Here is a 19,245-nt window from a genome sequence, read left to right as displayed (position 1 = left end):
GAGTAAGGGATTATGATTAAACAACGGATTGCTTTTCTATTTGTGCTATTTCTGTCTGTCATTACAAGCGTTCATGCCGATCTAAATTCGGATTATCAAGGGTATGAAGTTTACACAGACAGTAGTGGAAATATCATTCTACGCTTACCCCCTAAGTTCGTGTTAATTGCAGGTGATATTAATATTCCATTATATATCACACCTAAAAATGGCGTGTTTAAACTGGTAGAGTCGGGCAATTCCTGGACATTACAGCCAATGACTCAAGGTGACTTTGACCGTTTGACAATCACCTCAGCCTCTCATTTAGCGCTGGAATTTTATGATATAGATGGAGATGGCCTGCTTGATATTTTAATTCGTGATTCAAGCAGTTATAGGGACAGTTTTGTTGTCAGCAATTTACAGGGGGGGGCGAATGTTGATGCCTATAGTAATGCAAGAAATGGGATTGATCTTTCACAAGGTACCCAGTTAACCATTAAAGATGTTAATGGCGATGGCATTAACGACATTACCAGTACTTCCGCTACTTATTTAGGTTCTCGTTCCGGCCAACTCATTGATACGTCAGCCTCTGATTCATTTACAAATCCCGGAAATGTCATAGGCTTAAGCGCTGGGCAATTTAAGGTCACGGAAACGGGTGCTGCAACCTACAGCATTCCTCTTAGTTTACCACCTGCAACCGCAGGCGTCGCTCCTCAGGTTGGCTTGACCTATAGCAGCCAAGGTGGCGAAGGGATATTAGGGATGGGCTGGAATATATCGGGGTTATCTGCAATTGCCCGTTGTCCTAAAAGCATTGCTATCGATGGCAAGATTGACGGCATTAAATATAATTCAAGTGATGCGTTTTGTTTTAACGGGCAAAGATTAATTCTAAACACCAACAGCGCCAATGAATATCATACAGAAATTGATAATTTTAGTGTGATTAAAGTCTACAGTGGCACAAATGGTCCCTCCTATTTCACTGTGACCACACAATCCAATGAAACTCATTATTATGGCAAGGCGCCGTCAATCACCTCTGCTACAGATGCCTATGTTGAACGTGGTGGTTTTCCCGCTAACTCAGCAGCCAAGCTTTGGGCGTTAAAAGCGATTGTCGATAATAAGGGGAATTACATTCGCTATGATTATACAAAAAGTATCAGCGAAGGTAGCCATATACTCAATAAAATTGCCTATGGGGGCAATAGTGCATTAGGCAAGGCGCCCTATAACAGTGTTGAGTTTATCTATTCTGATCTGTCGCGTTCTATCGAAGGGTACGCTAACGGCGGGATCCTTACTAATAATAAAAGATTGCAACAGATCAAAGTCAAACAAGACTCTGCACTATTTCGGTCTTATGATTTTACCTGGCTGTTAACTGAGATCCCTGAAGAGCGAAATTATGTCACCGGAATACAGGAGTGTTTTGATGAAACAAACACAGATTGTCTACCGGCGACCACATTTGAATTTGAGCAACCTGCGCGAAAAGCGGCAAGTCTGTCTTATGAGATGTGTCGGTTAGGCCAGCCTGATACTATAAATGAAATTATCTGCGATGCTGTTAGTTTTTGTGATTCTTCTGAAAATGAATCAGGACGTTGGTGTAAGGTTTCATACAATACTCCTACGTTAAAACCATTTGAGACCACTTCATACAGCGCCGCATCAAGTAACAGTGACAGGTACTTTACCCAAGTGCTCGACTTTAATGGGGATGGCTATGCTGACATGTTATTTCCGAAAGACGGTAAGTGGCATTACTACACCACAGATTGGGAAGTGGTCACTCATGAATCCACTGTATCTATACCAGCAAACTACAAACATAATTATCTTAATGGTGAACCCCTTGAACGTACCATCAAGACAAGCTCTATCACCAATAAAACGAAGAAGATAACCAATGCCAGCATAGGCGAGAAAGGTTACGCTAGGGTCATTGATTACAATGGCGATGGTAAGCAGGAGTTGTTGATTCCATTTGCGTCTGGCAATTGGCATGTGGTGACTTCAGACCCTAGTTCAGGTGAACAAGAGCATTGTGAGCCTGAGCCTGATAACCAGCAACTATGTGAAACATATACAGTCAACTATGATTTCACCTATAAATCCTTAGGGATCTCCTCTTCAGCTTATAAGAATACCATTGTCGCTGATGTCGACGGTGATGGCCTGCAGGATATCGTATTTAAATCAGGTTCTGTTCTGAAATATTACCATAATTTAGGTGGGACTTTTTCGGCGGCTAAATCAATCTCGTTAACCCTACCTTCAAATTTTAGTGGCGCAACCGCGTATCAGGCTTACGGCAATGACATCGCGAGAATGTCGGCCAATATCAAAAACTCGGCAATGATCGATGTCAATGGCGATGGGTTAACTGATATTGTGATGAAAATGCGTAAAATTACCACTAATCCACCACCACCTGGCTGTGATGGTCAAGAAGAAAGATCGCTTAAAGAACCAACTTCATCGCTACAGGGCCTTGCTGGACCATCAGGATCAAACTGTAGGACAACGACGTCGATAAGCTATAAAACCTATGCTTTTATTGCCTCTGTTAATTCCAGTGGCCAAGTCAGATATTCGGCGACCAATAGCAGCTACCTTGGAACGACTTTAAAAGCATTAAGGGTGGCTGACTTTAATGGTGATGGTTTAACTGATATTGCTTTTATTTCTGGAGAAAAATGGTATTACCGTCTCTCTAAGGGGATGGTACATTCACGGGGTCTAAAGTGCTTATCGGGATCAATGCCACCACAGTAAGTATTTATAATCGTCACCAGTTTGTCGATCTCGATGCTGATGGCCGTTCAGATATCCTCGCGGCTACCTCCACTAAAACGTACAACATTATTCTCTCCGGCCCTAGTGCGACAGCAGAGAGTGCCAACTTTATTAAGCGCGGCTCTCTCACGGTGGGGACAAACTCGAATCCTGCAGAAACCGCAATGCGTCTTGCCGATGTCGACGGCGATGGCAAGTTAGACCTATTAACCGCATCTACAAATTCCGGTTCCTGGAAAGTACAAAAGGCAACGCGTCCTTACATTAAAGAGCATGTACTGACAAAAATCACCAATGGGTTTGGTGTAGAAACAAACATTGCTTATGCACCACTAAATAGTGGTATTCCACTGATTAATCTGGAATCTAGCCAAAAGCCGAATGATGAGGAGTACATTACCCCCATTGCTGGTATGTATGTGGTGACTGAGGCGGCGACTCAGTCTACAAATACTGACTCTGTGTTAGTGCAATATGCTTATGGTGGACCCCTGGCGCACAAAAAAGGACGTGGTTTCTTAGGTTTTGAAACGGTACAGACTACTGACCCCCAATCAGGTGTGGTTACCACTACCCAATATCATCAGCTGTATCCCCTCACGGGGATGCCAAAGACCACAACTCGAAAGTATAAAGACAAGTTACTGACTAGTGCCTTCAATACTTATACGCAAACGACGAGTGCCAATGGCGGGATTCATGTTTATCTGAAAACCTCTAAAGAGGAAAGCTATAGTCTAGATCTCTCTTCAGATGGAAAAACGATCACTAACTGGGGGAGGGTCAGCGAGACGTTAACGACAAATACCCATAATAATTGGAATTATCTAAGCACGAGCCTGGTTCAGGTGAAAGGTGCCACAGGCGCGTTAATCCACCAGACACGAACCAGTAACCATTATGAGAATACGGCTTATAACGTCCTCAATTCAAATGCATTAGTATTAGGTAATGCTCATAATCAAGTTGAGAGTCAGAGTGGCTCTCAGCCAGATGCAAGGCAGTTTGGGCGACTTTATAAAACCATCGTGGCGAAAACTCGCTACAAGAATACAGAATCTGGCAGTACAAATAATCAAAGTAGGCAAACTAAATTCAGTTATTACCCCAATGGCATGCTGCGTGAATCCCAAGTTAATGGCCTTACCACTGCATTTTTCTACGATAAATATGGTAATAAGGTGGCAGAGCAAAGTTACGCTAAGCACAATACCAGCAGCTATCAAAAGCGCGGGCAATATTGGTTTTATGATAGCCGTGGCCAGTACCTTGCCAGCCAGATGAACCAAAACGGTGAGTCAGAAACTTACCTTTATAACGGCAAGTCAGGCAGCACAGCAACAGCGGGACGGATCTATAGTAAAACCACCACAGGTCCCAATAAGTTAGCCTCAACCCGCTATTTTGATATTCAGGGGAAGGTCGTGCGCCAGGTGCTAGCTGATGGCAACACCAGCGAAACCCGCCGTAGCCTGTGTAGCAGTTGCGATAAAGACTTTATTACAGAAACCCATACCAGCAGCAATAAGCCGCAATCGGTCAGTTATTTTGACAAGTTTGGTCGTCAACGTGAGCAGCGGGTTAAAGGCTTTAATGGTAGTTGGGTCGTTACGGCATCGAGCTATGACAAATTGGGTCGTGTCACGCATCAAAGTGTGCCCAATTATGGTTCGGCGTCGAGTGTCAAGTCGCAGCAATTTTATGATGCTTTAGGGCGTGTGTATAAGCAAAGTAAGCTCACTGAATCTGGCGCTGTGATGGTGTACAGCAAGATCAATGGTTTAGTGACCACCTCGATAGATGAAAAGGGTCTGCACTATAAGGATACCTACAGTGCTGATGGTCAGCTTATCGCCCGTACCGATCCGCAAAGCCAAGTGATCTATTACTATTATGACGCTTTTGGTAATACCCGTAAGGTGACAACTAAGGCGAAAGATAAGAATGATGCCTGGAAGTATCAATCAATCACTACCGGTTTTGATGCGTATGGTCGTAAAACTGCAACCAATGACCCGGATAAGGGCAGTTGGACCTATACCTATAACGATTTTGGTGAGTTACTCACTCAGACTGATGCAAAAAAACAAACGACCACCACTGAATACGATGCCATGGGCCGTATGTTGTGGCGAAAAGACGCGACTAACCTTTCTTGTTGGGGTTATGGTCGCAGCGCGAGTCTGCATAATGTGGGCAAGCCTGCGTGGGTTAAACAGTGGGCAGGTCAAACAAGCTGCACTACATCTGCTGCGGTTGAGAGCCGTGAAACCTATCACTACGATCATTATGGCCGCCCAGCTCAAACAGACTTTGTTATCAAAGGCAACAGTTATAGTACCCGCAGTGAATATAACGATAAAGGTCAGCTAAACCGTCAACATTATCCGTCGAATAATGGCACCTTCTACGTTAATTTTTACTATAACGCTAATCACTACCTCTTTCTGCAAAAAGACAGCAGTAATCGCAGCTTACGTAACATTACTGCCATGGATGCATTGGGTAATATCACCCATCAAACGTTTGGTAATGGTACCAGTGAGGTGCGCGGATTTAATAGCCGAACTGGCCGTATCAGCCACATTGATTTGGCTAAGGGCAGTCGCGATATCCATAAGTTAAGTTATGGCAGTTTTGATGCTAAAGGCAACGTCGAGTTTCGCGCTCATAGCTACTATAACAATGCCGGCGGACAAACCTTGTCCTTTAGCGAAACTTTCACCTACGACACATTAAATCGCATCAATACGCGAGATTTAAGTGTTGGCTCAGGTAGCTTGACGGGTTACAGCTACGATGAGCAATACCGCTATGATGGCTTTGGTAATATCAAGAGCCGCAAAGGCTATTCTGGCGGCAGCTATTCGGTCAATTTGGCCAGCTATGACTACCTGCAAACGGTGAGTGCAAATCGACTTAATAGTGCAACGGTTGACGGTAAAAACTACAGTAAATTTAATTACGATGCTAACGGTAATATCAAGTCAGATGGTCGCCGTACTTTTACCTATAATGCCTTTGATAAAGCCAGTCGCATCCAAGCGGGGTCGCAATATACTGATTATAAGTACAACCATAATCGCGCCGTATTTAGCCGGACTGACTATCGTCAGGATAACGGTGTTTGGAAGACGTTTAATACTGATTACGTCGGAAAAATATACCAACAGGAGCGACGCTATAAGGGTAGTGTTTCAGCAGCAAACTTAGAGAACACCCGTCATAAATATATGTTGGGTAATATCATGGTGGTGCGTAACCAAAACACCACGTTAGGCAATAGTGAAGAGGTGCAATACCAGCATACCGATCATCAAGGCTCAGTGCTGACGGTCACCAATAAGACCGGTGATGTGCTTGAGCAGTATTTCTATACTGCCTTTGGTAAGCCGATGAAGCTTTCTGGCTCGAGTATCGTGCAAGCCATTATACCAATGGAGCGTGGCTATACCGGTCATGAGATGCTGCCAGGCTTGGATATTATCCAGATGGGCGGACGCATCTATGACCCAACATTAGCGCGCTTTATGCAGGCCGATCCTTTCATTCAGGCGCCAAGCAATCTACAGAACTTTAACCGCTATAGCTATGTGCTTAATAATCCGCTGACCTATACCGATCCGAGCGGGTATAATTTCTTCAAGAAAATCTATAATTTTCTAGGAAAAATAGATGGTAGAGAACTAAGCCATAAATATATTTTCAATGATAATCCCGCATTAGCTAATTTCGTTCAGGCTGCGCTTAATTTTATCCCTGTATTTGGTCAACTTGCTTCAGCACATTTTGCTTTTGATAGAGCTTATTACACGACAGGCAGTTTACGTTCTGCATTCTCTGCCGGCATTGTGTCCTTTGCGATGTCCTATGTGAATGGTCCTCAGGAGTTTAGTTACGAAGCCTTTGCTGTATTGGCTGCAGATATCGTTGACCCCGATGTTGGACGGGCTGTGAGGTTTATTTATTATGGTATAGATACGGAAAGTCTTTCTAATACCGTGCTTTATGTTGGTAATGAAGTGAAAAACCACTACGTATCGAAAGAAGTTGCGCGATTTGCAAATAAGAATGGATTGTCTTTAGCTGAATTTAATGCCTTGCTCACGATTAACTCTTTTGTTGGCAGGAAATTGATTGGTTCAAGGATTAATTCTAGAGAAGGCGATAATGGTGAGAGGGTCTATGATATATCCGGTTTTACAACACGAGGCAATGGGGCTAGGGGGCTGGTTGGAGTCATTTGGGATATAAACGATACTATTCTAGGATATCAAGGACTGTCAGACGCTGTAAGTCATGAATTTATTGTCAACGGCAATGGAAATTTAGGACGTTGCCATAGTCTTGGAACGCTTACGTGTAATAACCTGGTGGCGAGGGGTTATGCGAAGTCGGCAGAGTTAAATGCTTTACCATTTGGTAATATTGCGGTTAGAGGTTCTGAAACCAAACTAGGGACGTTCGATTTAGTTAATGGCGGTGTTATGGGGCACTTATTTAACTGGGGCGCAAGAGGTATAGCATGTTCTAGTTTTCCGTGTCATGGCTATGCAGATAATTATGAAGGTAAATAATCATGATGTATAAATCACTTATGATGGCGGTTTTAATATTGATACAGATGTCTTGCGCTTCATACACAAAAGAGGAGATTGACTACGTTGTCCGCGACCTTATAGGGGAATGCTATAAAGTTAATGTAGACAGTTTTCTATACTCATTAAATCGATGTAGTAGCGCAGATGTTTGCTATGGTATTCAAGCTTATACTGACAAAGACAAAAGTATTAAATATAAGTCTAGACCTTATTCTCATGAGCAAGTTATCAGTGATTTAGATTTTTGGAACGATGTCATAAACAGATATCCTGGCTTACCCGGTATTGGGAAAGGTGAATATATAGGGACTGTGCCCGCTGGAACAAAGTTTGAGTTTGTTGACATTGATTATAGGAATATGCCTGGCTATCGAGAGTACTGGGCGGCAGAAGTGGTATTGAAAGGTGGCGAATTTAAAGAACATCATGTCAAAATTCCTGATCTGTCCTATAAACAGATTTTCCCTCCATGGACGGTTGCGAGTCCATTTGTAAATGGTCCCGTTTGGAACAAAAAATACCTAACTAAATGCATGTTGTAATGGTTGATAAAGAGCCGTTCTCACCGCAGTAAAGTCATTTGCGACGAGTTAGGAAGCATCATTGAGTGATATTCCTTAGAGCAAGTGGTAAGCAAGTGGGGTCAGCAAGTGGGGTCAGAGTAAACTTTATTTATAGATAAGGGGGTCAGAGCCCATTAGCTTATCTGAAATTTTAATAACTATGTTGAGAAAATATGAAGTTTATCAATTGTCTATTAGCTGTTCTCGTTGCTAGCTGCATGTTTATTACGCCAGCCTTTGCTAATTACGCCTGTAGAGGGGAGGTGAAAGGAGTCACGATAAGCCCTGATGGGCAAGTTTTTGTCGCATCGATCGGAACTTTATCTTGGCCCAGATTATGTAGCGTCGCTATCACGGAGAATAATGTTCCTCCCGAGGCTTGTAAGGTTATTTATAGCGCCTTGCTGACAGCACAAACAACGGGGAAAGAGGTTAGTTTGTCATTCAATGATTCGGGTGACTGTAATAGCCATACTGCATGGGGCTGGTTAACTGGATGGTATTTTGGGCCAGTGCTTGATTGATAGAGTTTTATAAGGATTTTGACGTGAAAAAATATGTTTGTTTTCTTCTATTGTTTGTTTCAACAGGAGCGCTTTCTGCGGGGCATTGGTGCGAAGGTAAGATACAACGAGTATATGTAGATAAACCAGGAAATGTGTTCATATTTGGTAATTGGCGTAATGATTATACTCAGATCTGCAACGTCAATTCACCTTGGAAAGCAGTTTCTGTAGAGCTATGTAAAACTTGGTTTTCGCTTGCGGTTACTGCAAGGGTAAGTGATGGAAATGTTATTGTTCAATATTCTGATGTCCCGGCTTGTAATTTAATTCCTAGTTATTCAAATGCACCTTCACCAGCGTACGTGATGTTAAAAGAATAAAGGGAACAGAGTCCATTGGGTGTAGGGAAATGAGCTCTGAACCTTTGACTCTTCATTATTTAGATATATGGATATAAAATGTTAAGAATCGTATTGATAGCCTTATTGGTCTTTAGTTTTACTTCTGAAGCGGCACTTCGTTGGACTGATTCTGATTGGCGTGGCGCAGGTGTAAAGGTCAATAATGTTTATCTACAGTGGGACACACATTGGGTGCAGTTTTATGGCGGGGACGGTAAGTCATACTTTTATTATTGGGGAACGGATCCCATGCCAAATGAAAAAGCTAAGTTGTTTTTTAGTATGCTCTTAACTGCTTTTACTGCCGATAAAAAAGTGAGCATTGCATACGATACTGAGCCTAATTCGGGGGGCATTATGAATTTTCATTTTTGAATATTCATGATTAATTGAACAGTGATAAAAGGAGCTGAGCCCATTAGCTTTGCTTTGTTCATACTAGTGGATTACTCCTTTGGGAAAAATACCAGTAAGAGAAATAGAATAACCACTTACTATTAACCTAAAGTATATAAGCCTATGAAACAGATGAAGTTGTTAGCACTATTGTTAGCGTCATTTTTCGTGCAAGCAGAAACTAATAATGTGAAAGATAAAAGTGGTCAGAACCTATTAGGTTACATTAGCTCAAGGTTATGCAGTATTAGTAGATAGGGAAATATAATAATGAAAATGTCACTGATATTGCTAATAGTCCTTTTAGGCTTTGTAGATAGCAGCTATGGGGCTATTACGACTACTTCATTTGGTACTTTGAATAAGTTGTTTGTATATGATGACTTTGGTGCTGTGAATGGGGTGGAAGGTGCTGATGTCGCAGTCTGGTTCGATACTGGTTTAGCTGAGTGTAGTGCTGGAGTTTGGTTGTCACCGTCACAGCCTGGATACAAGATGCTTAGCTCATCGCTGCTTGCTGCTTATATGTCGAAAAGTAAGGTTCGCTTTCAGGTTTACAATGACGAAATTTGGACTGGTTCAGGTAGTAATCTTTGCAAAATCGACGCGCTGAGGTTTGAGTAGGGTTTGAGTTATTGATAAAGGGGTCAGAGCCCATTAGCCTTTGTTACAAAGAGAAGAGAAGAGAAGAGAAGAAGATGAAATTAGCTGTATCTTATTTGTTTATAGCCTTGCTAGGTTTCTCATCCCTTGTTGAGGCGGGCGATATCGCCTTTGGTACTCTGAAGGGAGTTAAAGTGTATGGTTTTGCTAATGATCAATCTATCAGGCTGGTATTTAATAGTGATGCAACCCACCTTAAATCGGACTGTAATTTTGTGGCGAAATTTACCTTTAGTCAGCACGATGAAGCATTTATCGACCGTGTATTAAGTGTCGCTTTAGCTGCCTATATGTCGGGTCAGAAAGTGAGAGTCCATGCTGTCAGTGATACATGTGAAGGCGAATTTATAGCAATGCAGGATTCATATTTTTAGTCAGTAAAAAGGCTTGGTTCCCATGAGCTTTATATTGGTTTCTTGGCATATCCGCTCCTTGGATAATGTGGAGTGGGAGCTACTTTAAGTATAGGTGAAATGAGTTAATTCTCACTGCCCCCTTTGTGCTGGTGTTTTAACCGTGATGACGACAAGTTTTAAAGGAAGAATAATGAAATATATATTACTACTTTTTTCACTGGTGTGCATGAACAGTTATGGCTTAGTAGCTCTCGATACCGATGTTGACGGAGTTCAGGAGTTACTGCAAGGGCTTGATAGATTGTGTGGGGTGTTAGACAGGTAATCTTTCTGCCTACGCCATGAAATTGATAACTTGACCAAGTGTATTCACTTGGATGTTTAACCAGATAAAGGGTCTGAGCCCATTATCTTTAAATAGAATTTAATTCAAGGAAGAAGATGAACCCAATAACTCAATTTATCTTTGCGGTACTCGCGTTACTGTTGAGCAGCTCAATGAAGCGTTAAAGGAATTGTAAATGTTACGGACAATGATACTTATATCAGTAATATTCATCAGTATGCGTGTTGATGCGAATACCACGGCGAAAATTGCGCAAATTCTGATGTATGAGCAAGGCAATATTATTTATATCTATCCTGAAGGGGGAGTGAATAATCCCCCAGCTTGTCATGGTTCAAATGGTGACTACTTAAGTTATAAGATGGATAGACCTATGGCGAAAGAGTACCTCAGTATGCTGATGCTAGCTTTTGCTGCACAGAAGGTGGTGAGCTTTAGAACTGCAGGCGCTTGTGTGGATCAATCCGTATCGGAAACCATCTTATATTTCACTGTATATAAGTGATATTTAAATTTTAACTTAATAGTATGTGTTAAGGATTCATGATGTTAAAGGGAATTATCTTCGTCGTATTTGTCGCGCTCAGTTTCAATGTCGCTGCGGTATGTTCGGCCACGTCATGTTCTGGAAAGGGTAAAGATGTGCTGTTATCCATTTACCCCAATGGTTCAGGCAATGTGTATCTGCAAGCCCCGGCTGACAGAGCCAACCTCAATTGTGTGCTCATAGAGGGTCACTATATGACGCTCAAACAAAGTCACCCGCTATTCAAAGAGATCTACTCCACCCTGCTGACGGGGATTGCGGCGAATAAACACATGACTATTCGTATCAAAACTGGCAGCGCAGGGTGTGAAGTGAGTTATGTCAGAATGTTTGTATGATCTGCCGAGGATATGTTCATTGGCAAGCTGTATTGATAGGAAACGCTAATAAAGCATTAAACTCATAACTATCTAAGACGTTATTATTTTTTATTAAAAGTTGAGCATGCCATGGTGTATATAAAACTCGCTATTTTTACATTAGTTTTTATTGCTGTTGAAGTCTTTTCTTCCACACGGTTTCGGGATGTAACGATCACGGGGGCGGGGGTGTTTCTCAGCGGAGACAAACGGATTTTATTGATCAATATTGATGGGGACAAGTCTTCCATGGTCGAGTGTGCCACTACCGGGAGGTTTGCCATAGACAGCAGTGTGCCCAATTATCAAGAGATGGTGAGCATGGTGATGACCGCTTATGTTTCTGGCCAGACTTCAATCTCGCTGCATGTCATTGAAACATGCAGTTCTTGGGGAAATGCCCAAGATGTACGCGGCATTAAAATGGGCGCGATGCCCTGGTAAAGATGACCGAATGAACACAGGATTAACCAACAGGAACTGATGATGATTAAAAAGTTAACACTGGCGGCGCTCTCACTGAGCTTATTGTGCAGTAGCAGCTATGTAGAAGCAGGAGCGGCTTGGTATGTGGGCCAGGTTAAGCGGGTCGCTTTGCTCAGCAGTGATGGCAGCTTTATTGTGACGTTTAAAAATGAGGCACTGGATAACTGCAAATATAAGTACGGTTATTTCATGGGCAGTGAGCTGGGGGAAAAGAGACTTAACAATGCCTATGCCATGGCATTAACCAGTATTGCCAGTGGCATGGATATGGGCATTGTGATTGATAAGGCTAAAAACGGTGATGGAGGCTTGTGTCACGCCTACGGCATGACAGCCGATCTACGTGCCAAATAATAACCCGTACGCAAACGTCACTTCACCGACAACAGTCAAAGGATTTACATGACAGGAAGCTCAATAGTCTTCACTGGCTGCGCGCTGTTACTGGCGCTAAGCCAGACAGTCTCTGCCAGTACATTAGATTGCAATAATTTATACATCGGCCGGATCTGGATTGAAAAAGGGGCAGGGTTAAAAGCCGTGGTTTACCTTAATCAGCGTGGGGACAGTTCAGGCTCCTACTGGAGTTATTTTACGGGCTGGTCTGCCGATAATAAGAAAGAAGTGTTATCGACGTTATTAGCAGCCAAAGCCGCCAATCATCGAGTCAATGTGGTCACAGAAAGTGCGGATAACTGTAGCCTACAGGTGGGCGGCACAGTCACTAAAGCCATATATCTCACCACCAACCCTTAGGTTGTCTGAGGTTTTGATCGTCATGACGACAAGTTTTAAAGGCAGAATGATGAAATATGTATTACTGCTGTATTCACTGGTGTGCATGAACAGTTATGGCTTAGAGGTTATCACCGGTGTTGTGACCGTGGTTGAGCCCAGTTATATGCCCGGCACCATCAGTTTTCATATGGACACCGGCAATGCCACTTGCCCTAAGAATACTTGGCCTAAATGGCGTAAAGACCCTGAGAATAACAAAGCCGTCTATGGGACTTTATTAGCAGCATTAGTCAGCGGGAAGAAAATTAATTTCTACTTTAATGATGGTGATGCTAATTGCACAGGTACCCATCTTCATCTCTTGAATGACTGAGATTGAAATAAACAAATTGATGAAAAGAATAAAAGTGTCCTTTCACTCTCATTCAATTTTCAACATGGCCTATAAACATTTTTTGTTTCGCTAGCGTACCCATTCGTTACGATTTCGTGCTGTTTGTGTATATTGATTTGTGTGCGCAATGATCTTGATATACAAGGTACTTAACTTACAGTGGCCTGTAAAAACAGGCCGTTTTTAGTCATAATAAGGTTCCAGTTTGATATTTTTACCAAGTCTCGGCTTGGCTGTGAAACTTTGATGATAAGCATGCAAAGCTGTTGATTTTTTGTTTTCGGACGGGAGCTTTTAAGCACACTGCTGCACCAAGTTTTAATAACTAGAGCAGGCTCAATGTTAACCGTGTAATTGTTGCGTTCTTGTGTGTTTCTGCTTAATTGTATAAAGTGTTCAAAATTTAGGGAGGGTTAAGAATATGGATGTTGTTCGTCAACTGGTTACAGCGAGTGCTTTATTCGTTTTTATTACTTCATTTAGTGCCATATCAGGTCCTAAGGAGCCTGGAGGTGATGAGTTTTCTAGTTTAAGCGGTTATGACAACGATATTGTGCAGTCTAAGATGCTGACCAATTTTGAGCTTACTCCTCTCACAAAAGACTCTTTCGGTGACCGAATTGATTTAAGTAATGGAACAGTTCAGTTTAGTTATAAAGATGTATCTATCCCGCTTAATTCTCAACTTGATATGTCTGTTAAAAGAATATTTCAATCTAGTGTTCTTAAGGAAAGTAATAACAAAAGCTTTGGCTCTGCTGGTTGGTATCTGGATATTCCCCATATAAATTTGTCACTCATGTTTAGGTATAACCGCTTATCTCACGGTTGGGATACCAATCAAGAGTGTATCAATTTACATCAAGACCAAGGTGATATTGAAATTGATGAGTCATGGAAGGGAGCAATCTTACATGTGCCTGATCAGACCCATGAGGCTATGTTGTACAACAAGACTAGTCAGGGGGGCAGGCTTGTCACTAAATCTAATTGGAGCATCAATTGCTTCGCCCGCCAAGATGGTAAAGGCCAAGGGTTTAAAGCTGTTTCACCCAATGGTGTGACATATTACTTTGACATTAAACAAACTATTAATACTGGTAAGTTTGATCAAATTTGGAAAACGAGTTATCACCAAGGATATATGTATGTTTCTAAGGTTGAAGACAGGTTTGGAAACTATATTAACTATGAATATTCTTCTGATAATAGCCAGCTACTCTCATTAAAGTCTAATGATGGCGCTGTGATTAGAATATCTTATATCGACGATTTAACGAGAAAAATAGTTAGCAATATAAAAACTTACAGCGTTAATAATGCAGGTAGCGAAGTGTATACTGGTAAGCAATGGCAATATGTCTATGGTGACAATATCCATTATGGTAAATGGTTAAAATCGGTAATTCTGCCAAATGGAAGTTCATGGGAATATGAGGGGTTCGGCTCAGGAATAACGTATTCACCTTCATTTGGGGTTCCCGAAGCAAAATGTATCATCGATACCATGACAGGCGAAATTGGCGGTAGTACATTTTCTAAAGTAACACATCCTAATGGTGCTAAAGCCACTTTTGAAAGGGTGACTGAAATTAGTGGGTTCAGTAATCAGCCAAATTTTGATAATCATGTAAAAGCGCAGACCATGAGAAGAAACCCCATTTTTAAACTGCACTATCATCCACGATGTTTTTTGGTCAAGCGACTTAAAAAGAAAACGATTCAGAACATTAATGCAAGCTCAGTTTGGATTTATGATTTCGAAGAAGGTCTGGGCGGTTTCGTGGCTTCGGGGAACTCTAGTCCATATGATGGCGACCCCATCGCCACAGCAATGACAGGTAGTGTGCCGACACAATATGTTGATGCTATTAATTATCGAAGAGTCACCGTGACCAGGCCTGACCTTTCAAAAACTGTCAGCTATGTGAATCGTGATTATGCTTCTATTACCCAAGGGAAAACGGTATACAGCGAAGAGTATGCTGCCAATGGCGTAAAACTGTCCTCAACATATAATGATTTTGAACAATTCCCACAGCAAACGGGGACAAATTTTACCTCTCATGGCAATCCTAATGAGCGATATAAACTCAATACTAAAAAAGTCACCTATCGTAATCTTCTACCAGACGGTACCGATACGTTTTACACTGATTATTCTGGCTACGATCAATTTGGCCATCCTTCTCAAGTAAAAGCATCATCAGATGTATCTGCTATAAAGCATTACACCAAACGTCATTACTATAATGATTATACAAACTGGCTTATTGGTTTGCCAACAAGCAGAGAGTTATCAAGCGATGGTGTCAGCTGGTCTAAAATTAATGAATCCACCTATTATTCGGCCTCAGGTGGGTATAAATCTTTACCCTATCAGACAAAGGTGATGGGTAAGGTACTCAAAAAAGTCAGCAGTTATCACGCAGATGGTAATGTAAAAAGAGTCGATTATGAAGGAGTGTTACGCTACGAGTTATTTGAAGATTATTATCGAGGCCAAGCCCGTAAAGTGACCTTACCTTGTGGTATTACCAATGGTTGCAACACTGCCAATGGCAGTAGTGCAAATACTATGGTGGCAAGGTTTCAAATCAATGTCGATGGTAGTACCAAAAGTGTCACTGATTTTAAGGGTTATAAAACAAGTTATAGCTACAATCCTGTGGGGTGGGTAACTAAGGTCGACTACGGTGATAGCCGTTGGGTTGATAAGATAATTAGTTACAGTAAAGTGGTGAGTGCTGGTGATGGCATATCTGGTAGCGGAATATTAGCTGGGCAGCAGAAACAAGTTATCGCTCAAGCTGGTTATCAAAAAACTATCTATTATGATGCTATGTTACGCAAAACACTGACAAGACAAAAAGATACCGCTGATAGCAGTAGTACCAGTTACAACTCATATGCATTTGATTTTGAAAATCGCCCTACGTTGCAATCTTTCCCCAGTAGTAGTGCTAGCAATACTGTAGGTATGGCGACAGACTATGATGCGCTTGGGCGTGTTAAAACCTCTACTCGCCAAAGTGATGGTGCTAGTTCAACTATCGAATATCTCAGCGGTAACAAGCAAAGAGTCACCGATGCAAAAGGCAATGTAACCACCACAACCTATCTGGCTTATGGCAGCCCAAGTTACGACAAACCCACGTTGATACAAGCACCTGACAGTAGCAATACTTCTATAGCGTATAATAAATTTGGCCAAGTCACCTCGATATCTCAAGGTTCAGTTACCGAAAAACGCTTGTATGACGGTTATCAACAGCTGTGTAAAACCTCTCGCCCAGAAACTGGAGTGACGGCTTATGGTTATAACGCTCAACGTCAGCCAATCTGGTATGCCGAAGGCACCAATGGTGGCAGTAGTGGATGTGCGGCGTCATCGGTACCAGCCTCGCATAAAGTGCTGTTGGGGTATGACAATTTAGGCCAGCTGAGCATTGAAAACTTCCCGGATGCCACTCCTGATAATCGCTATCGTTATGATGCTAATGGTAATTTAGCATCACTGGTATCGGGCAGTGGCAGCAGCACCATCAGCTGGAGCTATCTGTACAACTCGCTTAACTTGATAGAGAAAGAAACCCTGTCAATGGACAGTAAAAGCATGGTGCTGGATTGGGGCTACAACAGTCTAGGGGCTGTATCGTCACTCAAGTATCCATCGGGTAAAACCATTAGTTATTCACCGAACGCCTTGGGTCAGCCGACTAAAGCTGCTTTGGGCAATATCAACTATGCCAGTAATGCTAAATATCATCCCAATGGGCAATTAAAGCAGCTGACTTACGGTAACGGATTAGTGCGAAATGTGGCTTTGGATACCACCGGGCGTATCGATGCTATTTCTGATACTAAAGGGAGTAGCTACCTCTTACGCTTAGACCCAAGTTATGACCGAAATGATAATGTTGCAGGGCTCATCGATTGGGTTGACCGCAGTAATGACATAGGCAGCATGAGTTATGACGGCCTGGACCGATTGAAATCCGCTGACGGTAAATGGGGAGTGGCAGTTACCGTTACGATGGCTTAGGTAACATCTTAAGTCGCAGTATCAGTGGTTCAACGCTTAACTATAGCTACAACAGCCTTAATCGTCTGAACAATATCACGGGGGCATACCGTTATAGCTATGGTTACGATGCCCGCGGCAATGTGACCCACAATGGCCGCTATGGCTTAAAATTTAACCGCGCTAATCAACTTGTTGAAGCCAAGGGCATACCTTATCGCTATGACGGTCATAACCGTCGGGTTAAAAAGAATAATGACTACAGTATTTACAGCCAAGTTGGGCAACTGCTGTATCGACGCAAGGCAAACAACGGGCACGTAGACCATATAGACAGTGTCTATCTGGGTAAGCAGTTAATTGCCGATGTTGAACGTCGATAAAGGAGCAGTAGACATGAAATCACTAAATTTAGCACCATTAATGACCCGTTTGATGAGCCTATTGCTCCTTGTCGGCAGCGTCTTGAGTCAGCCCGCGTATGCAGTGCAGGGCAGTACGGTCTTAATCCCCATCGCGGTGGGGGATATCACTATTTTTATTCCCATCATGCCCTCAAGCAGCAGTGGCAGTGTGACAGGTACGACTACCGACGGTAGTTATAACTTAACTTGGTCGGCGGTGAGCAATGCCAGTTACTACCAAATCATCATCACGGATGAAAATGGTCAACAACGCATCATCAAGGTTACCGGGACGCGCTACTCTTTGGCAGGTTTGTCACTGGGCAGCAATAAAATAGAGATACAAGCCTGTAATGTCAGGCACCAATGTGGTGTAGGGTATTTAGCGGGCACGGTATCGCGCAGTACTAAGGTGACCTACCAGCATACTGATATGCTGGGCACGCCGGTGTTGGAGACTGACGAAGCGGGTCAGGTAGCAAGTCGCAGTGTATATGAGCCATTTGGTAAGCGTCTTGGTGGTGAGAAAGCGGGCATAGGTTTTACCGGGCACCTACAAGATGAAGATTTGGGCCTGACCTATATGCAGGCACGATACTATGATCCACTTATCGGGCGGTTTTACTCGAATGATCCTATCGGATTCAGGGATATACACTCGTTTAATCGGTATGCCTATGCGAACAACAACCCTTATAGGTATACTGACCCGACGGGGATGGCTTCAAATGACTTTATTGATGCTCAGAATCAGATCCGCGATCAAGGTTTTGGTGAAAAAGGCGTTCAAGCTTTTAACGAAGGCGCTAGTGATGTTGCAATGGAAGCGTCTGGTGCCAATGACCTGATTGACGCGGGTAGTCGTCTTGCGAGTGGTGATATATCCGGTGCCGCAGTTAGTGTGGCGATGGCTGTTAGTAAACCTTTAAAAATAGCCACAAAAGCTTCAAAACTGCAAGGGATGGTAAAAAAGGGTCAAACCCCAAAAGGTATAGAAAGGTTTGATTCGGCTGAGAAAAGTGTTCCTGATTCAAAAGAACATGTACATTTCAGTGATGGTACTTCTTTAAATGTTGATGGTACCGTACATGACAAAAAAGGTGGAAGCCCTAGCCCTACGAATAAACAACAAAAATTCTTAAAGAGTGTTAATTGGCCTACAAAGGTTGAATGAGGATAGTTAACGGTATGGAGAATGAATCATTTTGGGAAGATATCAAATTAATTAAAACCGATCAGTCTCTTTTGAGAACACTAGGTTTTTCATCACAAGATATCTCAGTTTTATCGGGAAAAGGTTTGCCAGAATGGGCCGCCCCTAATATGAACTTCGATATATTTGAACCTAGTGTAGGAAGGTTAAAATTAGGTGAAGATAGAGATGATCAAGATATATTTATATCATTAAATACATTCAAGGTATTATTCAGCGATAGAGAGTTGTTGGTAAATTCGAGTGTTCAACAGTTCAGAGGTACACTTAAGGTGTATGCTCAGATGATTGACAATGCAATTGAGGTTGACGAAGAATCAGTAATCAGTAACACAATCCCACGTCAATTGATTAATTCTTTTGCCACTGAACTGGCTCAATTAGACCCTCTAGCTGCATTGCCAGGTACATTTTGGATGAATGAAGTTCAAAGATTATTAACGAGTAAATAA

General features: G+C 42.3%; 19 protein-coding genes. All 19 read left to right on the top strand.

Features of this window, described 5'->3' with window-relative positions:
• The first annotated feature begins 12 nt into the window (after positions 1–12).
• The 19 genes from FM037_RS24700 (at position 13) to FM037_RS24610 (ending at position 19,245) form a co-directional block, all read left to right on the top strand.
• Entirely contained in the window at positions 13–2,775 is a 2,763-nt protein-coding gene (locus FM037_RS24700; RefSeq protein ID WP_144048185.1) for an FG-GAP-like repeat-containing protein, read from the top strand.
• Positions 2,745–7,373, top strand: a complete 4,629-nt coding sequence (locus FM037_RS24695) for a toxin TcdB middle/N-terminal domain-containing protein (protein ID WP_144048184.1) — start codon at positions 2,745–2,747, stop codon at positions 7,371–7,373. The genes FM037_RS24700 and FM037_RS24695 overlap by 31 nt, the downstream gene beginning before the upstream one ends.
• A 2-nt stretch (positions 7,374–7,375) precedes the next feature.
• On the top strand, positions 7,376–7,939 hold the full coding sequence (locus tag FM037_RS24690) for a hypothetical protein (RefSeq protein ID WP_144048183.1): 564 nt from the start codon (positions 7,376–7,378) through the stop codon (positions 7,937–7,939).
• Between the two features lie 194 nt (positions 7,940–8,133).
• Complete coding sequence (locus tag FM037_RS24685) at positions 8,134–8,484, top strand: hypothetical protein (RefSeq protein WP_144048182.1); 351 nt, start codon at positions 8,134–8,136, stop codon at positions 8,482–8,484.
• A 23-nt stretch (positions 8,485–8,507) separates the two neighbouring features.
• Positions 8,508–8,846, top strand: a complete 339-nt coding sequence (locus FM037_RS24680) for a hypothetical protein (protein ID WP_144048181.1) — start codon at positions 8,508–8,510, stop codon at positions 8,844–8,846.
• 78 nt (positions 8,847–8,924) lie between these two features.
• Positions 8,925–9,242, top strand: coding sequence for a hypothetical protein (locus tag FM037_RS24675; protein ID WP_144048180.1), 318 nt, complete (start codon positions 8,925–8,927; stop codon positions 9,240–9,242).
• A gap of 291 nt (positions 9,243–9,533) precedes the next feature.
• Positions 9,534–9,887 (top strand): hypothetical protein, encoded by a 354-nt coding sequence (locus FM037_RS24670; RefSeq protein WP_144048179.1) that lies wholly within the window; start codon positions 9,534–9,536, stop codon positions 9,885–9,887.
• A 74-nt stretch (positions 9,888–9,961) separates the two neighbouring features.
• Positions 9,962–10,300 (top strand): hypothetical protein, encoded by a 339-nt coding sequence (locus FM037_RS24665; RefSeq protein ID WP_144048178.1) that lies wholly within the window; start codon positions 9,962–9,964, stop codon positions 10,298–10,300.
• Between the two features lie 172 nt (positions 10,301–10,472).
• Positions 10,473–10,607, top strand: a complete 135-nt coding sequence (locus FM037_RS30030) for a hypothetical protein (protein ID WP_267874822.1) — start codon at positions 10,473–10,475, stop codon at positions 10,605–10,607.
• Between the two features lie 196 nt (positions 10,608–10,803).
• Positions 10,804–11,133 carry a hypothetical protein gene (locus FM037_RS24655; RefSeq protein ID WP_229381015.1) on the top strand — a complete coding sequence of 110 codons (330 nt, stop codon included), beginning with the start codon at positions 10,804–10,806 and terminating at the stop codon, positions 11,131–11,133.
• Between the two features lie 38 nt (positions 11,134–11,171).
• On the top strand, positions 11,172–11,513 hold the full coding sequence (locus FM037_RS24650; protein WP_144048177.1) for a hypothetical protein: 342 nt from the start codon (positions 11,172–11,174) through the stop codon (positions 11,511–11,513).
• Positions 11,514–11,723: 210 nt separating this feature from the next.
• The gene (locus FM037_RS24645; protein ID WP_229381014.1) at positions 11,724–11,978 is read left to right on the top strand and encodes a hypothetical protein; all 255 of its coding nucleotides are present in this window, start codon (positions 11,724–11,726) and stop codon (positions 11,976–11,978) included.
• Between the two features lie 39 nt (positions 11,979–12,017).
• Positions 12,018–12,374, top strand: coding sequence for a hypothetical protein (locus FM037_RS24640; protein ID WP_144048175.1), 357 nt, complete (start codon positions 12,018–12,020; stop codon positions 12,372–12,374).
• 48 nt (positions 12,375–12,422) lie between these two features.
• On the top strand, positions 12,423–12,776 hold the full coding sequence (locus tag FM037_RS24635) for a hypothetical protein (protein ID WP_144048174.1): 354 nt from the start codon (positions 12,423–12,425) through the stop codon (positions 12,774–12,776).
• A gap of 22 nt (positions 12,777–12,798) precedes the next feature.
• Positions 12,799–13,131 carry a hypothetical protein gene (locus tag FM037_RS24630; protein WP_221937446.1) on the top strand — a complete coding sequence of 111 codons (333 nt, stop codon included), beginning with the start codon at positions 12,799–12,801 and terminating at the stop codon, positions 13,129–13,131.
• 442 nt (positions 13,132–13,573) lie between these two features.
• Positions 13,574–17,197 carry an RHS repeat domain-containing protein gene (locus FM037_RS24625; RefSeq protein ID WP_144048173.1) on the top strand — a complete coding sequence of 1,208 codons (3,624 nt, stop codon included), beginning with the start codon at positions 13,574–13,576 and terminating at the stop codon, positions 17,195–17,197.
• Positions 17,164–17,559, top strand: coding sequence for a hypothetical protein (locus FM037_RS24620; RefSeq protein ID WP_144048172.1), 396 nt, complete (start codon positions 17,164–17,166; stop codon positions 17,557–17,559). The genes FM037_RS24625 and FM037_RS24620 overlap by 34 nt, the downstream gene beginning before the upstream one ends.
• A gap of 13 nt (positions 17,560–17,572) precedes the next feature.
• The gene (locus FM037_RS29830; RefSeq protein ID WP_229381013.1) at positions 17,573–18,754 is read left to right on the top strand and encodes an RHS repeat domain-containing protein; all 1,182 of its coding nucleotides are present in this window, start codon (positions 17,573–17,575) and stop codon (positions 18,752–18,754) included.
• A gap of 14 nt (positions 18,755–18,768) precedes the next feature.
• Entirely contained in the window at positions 18,769–19,245 is a 477-nt protein-coding gene (locus FM037_RS24610) for an SUKH-4 family immunity protein (protein WP_185976903.1), read from the top strand.

It is taken from the genome of Shewanella psychropiezotolerans (assembly GCF_007197555.1).
Lineage (GTDB): Bacteria > Pseudomonadota > Gammaproteobacteria > Enterobacterales > Shewanellaceae > Shewanella > Shewanella psychropiezotolerans.
Note: the sequence above shows the minus strand (reverse complement) of the source record. Positions and strands in the feature narration are given on the sequence as shown.

Bases quoted from the DNA above. Each gene is read 5' to 3' on its own strand.
- FM037_RS24700 (WP_144048185.1), top strand. From the start codon at position 13: ATGATTAAACAACGGATTGCTTTTCTATTTGTGCTATTTCTGTCTGTC.
- FM037_RS24690 (WP_144048183.1), top strand. From the start codon at position 7,376: ATGATGTATAAATCACTTATGATGGCGGTTTTAATATTGATACAGATG.
- FM037_RS24685 (WP_144048182.1), top strand. From the start codon at position 8,134: ATGAAGTTTATCAATTGTCTATTAGCTGTTCTCGTTGCTAGCTGCATG.
- FM037_RS24675 (WP_144048180.1), top strand. From the start codon at position 8,925: ATGTTAAGAATCGTATTGATAGCCTTATTGGTCTTTAGTTTTACTTCT.
- FM037_RS24670 (WP_144048179.1), top strand. From the start codon at position 9,534: ATGAAAATGTCACTGATATTGCTAATAGTCCTTTTAGGCTTTGTAGAT.
- FM037_RS24665 (WP_144048178.1), top strand. From the start codon at position 9,962: ATGAAATTAGCTGTATCTTATTTGTTTATAGCCTTGCTAGGTTTCTCA.
- FM037_RS30030 (WP_267874822.1), top strand. From the start codon at position 10,473: ATGAAATATATATTACTACTTTTTTCACTGGTGTGCATGAACAGTTAT.
- FM037_RS24655 (WP_229381015.1), top strand. From the start codon at position 10,804: ATGTTACGGACAATGATACTTATATCAGTAATATTCATCAGTATGCGT.
- FM037_RS24650 (WP_144048177.1), top strand. From the start codon at position 11,172: ATGATGTTAAAGGGAATTATCTTCGTCGTATTTGTCGCGCTCAGTTTC.
- FM037_RS24640 (WP_144048175.1), top strand. From the start codon at position 12,018: ATGATGATTAAAAAGTTAACACTGGCGGCGCTCTCACTGAGCTTATTG.
- FM037_RS24635 (WP_144048174.1), top strand. From the start codon at position 12,423: ATGACAGGAAGCTCAATAGTCTTCACTGGCTGCGCGCTGTTACTGGCG.
- FM037_RS24630 (WP_221937446.1), top strand. From the start codon at position 12,799: ATGACGACAAGTTTTAAAGGCAGAATGATGAAATATGTATTACTGCTG.
- FM037_RS24625 (WP_144048173.1), top strand. From the start codon at position 13,574: ATGGATGTTGTTCGTCAACTGGTTACAGCGAGTGCTTTATTCGTTTTT.
- FM037_RS24620 (WP_144048172.1), top strand. From the start codon at position 17,164: ATGGGGAGTGGCAGTTACCGTTACGATGGCTTAGGTAACATCTTAAGT.
- FM037_RS29830 (WP_229381013.1), top strand. From the start codon at position 17,573: ATGAAATCACTAAATTTAGCACCATTAATGACCCGTTTGATGAGCCTA.
- FM037_RS24610 (WP_185976903.1), top strand. From the start codon at position 18,769: ATGGAGAATGAATCATTTTGGGAAGATATCAAATTAATTAAAACCGAT.